Below are 4,481 nucleotides of genomic sequence, written 5' to 3'. Positions count from 1 at the left end.
GGAGCGGGACTCGACCGCCGGATCAGTCGGCTCCGTCGACGGTCGGCAGGCGGAGCCGGACCCGCGTCCCCTCGCCGTCGATCCCGTCGCCGAACCGGACGCTCCCGCCGTACGCCTCGACCACCCAGGCGACGATCCACAGTCCCAGCCCCGAGTTGTGNNCGAACCGGTCGTCGCCGCGGATCTCGACGTCGGTCGGCACGTCCGTCTCGACGCGGGCGTCCGGCCGCTCCTCCCGCCAGCGCTCGGCGACGCGCTCCGCGACCGGCGCGACCGCCACGCGCTCGAGTTCGCCCTCGAGCCCGTCGTCCACGACGCGTTTGATCTCACGCGCCCCGTCGCCGAGACTGGTGAGCCGCTTCGCGGTCGTCTCGATCCGGTCGGCGTAGTCGACGACCCGGTCCTCGGCGGCGAGCCGCTGGATCTCGCTCGCGAACCCGAAGACGACGTTCAGCTCGTTTCGGAGGTTGTGTCTGAGGATCCGGTTGACGACCGTGAGGTACCGTTCGCGATGCTTCCGCTCCGTGATGTCCGTGTAGATGCCGAACGCGTGCGTCTCGCCGGGCGTCTCGTAGGTGAACCCGCGAAAGAGGAACTCGCGGGGGCCGTCGACGGTCCGCCGGCGCACCTCGTCCGTGACGAACCCCTCCTCGCGGACGCGGCGGTCGAGCGACGGCTCCGGGCTCGCCCCCTCGCCCTCCTCGAGGGGGTCGTACCGGAGGTCGAGTTCGTCCACCGACCGTCCCTTGACCGCCGCCTCCTCGTAGCCGAACCGGGAGGCGAACGCGGGATTGATCGACCGGATGAGCGTGTCCTCCGCCCGGTGGACCACCTCTATCGCGGGATCCGGCAGTCGCTCGAACAGCCGGTTGAAGCGGTCGCGCTCCCGCGACAGCTCGTTTCGAGCGCGGTAGAGGTCCGTCGTGTCGACGAGCGATCCGACGACCCCGGTCGACCCGTCCCCCAATCCGGAGAGACGGAGTTCGCCGCGACGGGGGTCCCGACCGTCGGATCCGCGACCGTCACCGTCGCCGCCGTGGGCGTCGCCGGGATCCCGGACCCGGACGTCGACCGTCGTCGGACCGTCCCCGGCCGCCTCGCCGTCGTTCCCGGTCGCGACGGCGCCGATCGCGTCCCCGACCTCGGCGGCGTCCGGTTCGGCGAAGTGCGCCGCGAGCGGGCGGCCGACGAGCGTCTCGCGGTCGACGCCCAGCCACGCCGCGAACGGCGGCGTCGCGTAGGTGAGCGTCCCGTCGGCGTCGAGCACGCACACCATGTCGTCGACGTTCTCGAGTGCCAGCTCGTAGATCCGGAGCCGACGCTGTCGTTCGACGCGGTCGAACGCCGCGGCCGCGTTCGTCGCCAGCAGCTTGACGATGGAGACGTCCGACTCGTCGAACGCGTCCGGCTCCGTCGTCGCGACGGCGAACACGCCGTGGTCGCCGAGCGGAACGGCGATCACGGAGCGCACGCCGCCGTACTCCCGGTCGTCGCCGCGAGACGAGACGTCCCGAGCGATCACGGGCTCGCGCGTCTCGAACGCCTCGCCGATGACGCCGTCGCCGGGCGATCTCGGGGACCGCCTCCCGAGCCGCGCTTCGGCCCCGTCGCTCAACGCGACCACCTCGAGCGCGTCGGCGTCGGCGTCGTAGAGCCTGACCCCGTTTATCCCGTATCCGAGGACGTCCTCCGCGGCGTCGACGAGGCGCTCCGCGATCTCCTCGACGGACGCGGCGCGCTGGAGCCCCTCCGTCGTCCCGAGGAGCCGTTCGAGCCGCTCCTCGCGGCGCTTTCGGTCGGTCACGTCGGCGAAGAAGACCGAGAGCCCCTCCTCAGAGGGGTACGCCCGGACCTTCGTCCACAGGTCGAGCGGCTCGTAGTGGTCCTCGAAGGAGACCGACCGCTGCGTCTCCATGGCCTCGCGGTAGGCGGACTCGTACCGCTGTCCGAGCGCGTCCGGGAACTCGGCCCAGACGTGGCTCCCGACGAGGTCGTCGGCGTCGCGCTCGAGCAGCGTCGCGGCCCGCTCGTTGACGTAGGTGAACCGCCACTCGTCGTCGACCGCGAAGAAGGCGTCGTCGATCCGCTCGAGGGTGTCCTCCAGGCGTGCCGTCGCCGTCTCGCGCTCCTCGCGGGCCCGCCGGCGCTCGAACTCCTGGCCCAGCCACTCGGCGAGCAGCTCGACGAACAGCCGCTCGTCGTCGCCGAACGGGCGGTCGCGCGGTTCCTCGTCGGCGAAACAGAGGGTTCCGAGCACCTCGTCGTTCACGACCACGCGCCCGCCGATGTACGTCCCCAGACCGAACAGCTCGTGGGCCACGTCGTCGGCCCATCCCTCCTCGTCGGCGTCGGTGAACCCGGTGACGCCACCGTCCTCGATCGTCCGCCGACAGTACGTCGTCTCGAGCGGGAGGGTGCCGTCCGGCTCCACCGACCCCGCCTCGATGAACGACCGCAACAGCTCGTCGGCACCCAGCTGGCGGGTCACTTCGTACTCGCCGTCGTCGATCCGGGAGGTGAACCCGATCGTCAGGTCGAGCCGCTCGCGGCCCAGGTTCAGGAGGCGGTCCACCTTCGTCTCGACGTCCGCGGAGCGGTCGGCGGTGATCCGGAGGAACCGTTCGAGGAACTCGTCGGTCCCGTCGTCGACCGCGCCCTCGATCCGATCCGCGAGGGTCTCGTCGTCGGTCGTCAGCCGCCGCCCGGAGACGTACTCGGCGCCGCGGCGTCCCGCGGCGATCGCGGCGTCGACGTCGTCCTCGACGGTGTACGCGAGCACGGACGCGGCCGGGAAGCGGTCACGAACACGCTCGAGGCGCTCCTCGTGACCGCCGTTCCCGGATCCTCCGCTCCCGACCCGCCCGTCGCCCGCTTCCGCGTCTCGCCCGTCGCCCTCCTCGGCGCCCCGCCCGTCGAGGCGGACGACGACGGCGTCCGCGCGCTCCCGACCGGCGACCGCCGAAAGCGTCGCCACCGATCGCGTCCCCTCGGGCAGGTCGCCCCACGGCGCGTCGGCCGGAGGGCCGACGTGAAGGACTCGGCGCTCAGCCCCCATCGTTCGAGGCCGCTCGCCGACGTGTCGATCCGATCACGTGCGTCACTCTCGGCAGCGTCTCTTAATCGTTTTCCCGCGGTTCGCGGACGCGAGAACCGGCCGTCGGAGCGACGCCGCCGCTCACCGGTCGATCCCCGCGTCGCCCTCGAGGACACGATCGACCTCCTCCGGCGTCACGACCGCGACGTCGCCGCCGACGGTGCGTTTGAGCGCCGCGGTCGCCGCCGCGCGCTCGAGGGCCGCGGGCACGTCGCCGCCGTCGATCCGCTCCGTGAGGTACCCCGCGACGAACGCGTCGCCGGTGCCGATCGCGTCGAAGGTCTCCGCCTCGAAGACCCGCTGCTCGTGGACCGACCCGTCACGGAGCGCGAGCGCGCCCCCGGTCCCGCGGGTGACGACCACGCACTCGAACCCGTGCTCGGAGGCGAGACCGTGGGCGATCTCGACCGCGTCGCCCTCGCGGTCGAGCACCTCGCGGGCGTCCCGCCGCGGCACGAACAGCACGTCGACGTCCGCGAACAGCGCCTCGTAGGTCTCCCGCGCGGTCGCCGGGTCCCACAGCTTCGCCCGGTAGTTCAGGTCGAACGTCCGGACCGCGCCCGCCTCGCCGGCCGCCGTCAGCAGCGCCCGCGTCGTCTCGCGGGCCGTCTCGGAGAGCGCTGGGGTGATCCCCGTGGTGTGGAAGTACGCGGCCTCCTCGAGCGCGTCCGTCGGCAGCTCGGACGGCTCGACGGTCGTGACCGCGGCGTCCGCGCGGTCGTAGATCACGTTCGTCCCCCGCGGCTCGCCGCCGTGTTCGAGGTAGTAGGTGCCGACGCGGCTCTCGTCGGGGTCGGCCCACGCCACGCCCGTCCGGACGCCGTGGCTCCGGAGCTCGCTCACGATCCGGCGACCGAGCGGGGAGTCCGGCAGCTTCGAGAACCAGACCGCGTCCGCGCCGAGCCGCGCCGCCCCGACCGCGACGTTGCTCTCCGCGCCGCCGGCCTGGACGTCGAGCTCGCGGGTGCGCTCCAGCCGCTCGCCCCGCGGCGGGGAGAGCCGGAGCATCGTCTCGCCGAACGTCACGAGGTCCGTCACGCCGACCACCCCGTCGGCGCGGTCGCGTCGGTGTCCATGTCCGCCCGTCGATCGCCGGGTACAAAAGCGACGCCGATCCCGACCCGCCGGACCTCACCGGAACGCCGACGCCAACACGACCCCGCCGAAACACAGCAGCGCGAGCGCGGCGATCGGCTGGCCGCCGGCCGCGGTCACGTACGTCCCGTAGACGACGCCGGCCGAGAGCGTGCCCGCGAGCAGAGAGGTCCCGGCGTGGACGGCCACGTTCCGGCGGGTCCGGGCCGCCCGTCCCACCTGCCGGCCGAGCGAGAGCCCGTGGTCGGCGACGTCCCACGCGACCGCGAGGGCCACGCCGGGACCTCTCTGC

3 protein-coding genes are annotated in these 4,481 nt (G+C 73.1%); all 3 read right to left on the bottom strand.

Annotated elements, in window-relative coordinates; translation table 11 throughout:
• Positions 1 to 22: 22 nt before the first annotated feature.
• Entirely contained in the window at positions 23 to 3,055 is a 3,033-nt protein-coding gene (locus DJ70_RS07145; protein ID WP_094531469.1) for a PAS domain-containing protein, read from the bottom strand.
• A gap of 120 nt (positions 3,056 to 3,175) precedes the next feature.
• Positions 3,176 to 4,141, bottom strand: coding sequence for a bifunctional 2-dehydro-3-deoxygluconokinase/2-dehydro-3-deoxygalactonokinase (kdgK1, locus tag DJ70_RS07140; RefSeq protein ID WP_179233996.1), 966 nt, complete (start codon positions 4,139 to 4,141; stop codon positions 3,176 to 3,178).
• A gap of 84 nt (positions 4,142 to 4,225) precedes the next feature.
• Positions 4,226 to 4,481, bottom strand: a 256-nt coding sequence (locus DJ70_RS07135; protein WP_449272192.1) for a DUF7519 family protein, incomplete at its 5' end; no start/stop codon positions are given.

The organism is Halorubrum halodurans, assembly GCF_002252985.1.
Taxonomy (GTDB): domain Archaea; phylum Halobacteriota; class Halobacteria; order Halobacteriales; family Haloferacaceae; genus Halorubrum; species Halorubrum halodurans.
Note: the sequence above shows the minus strand (reverse complement) of the source record. Positions and strands in the feature narration are given on the sequence as shown.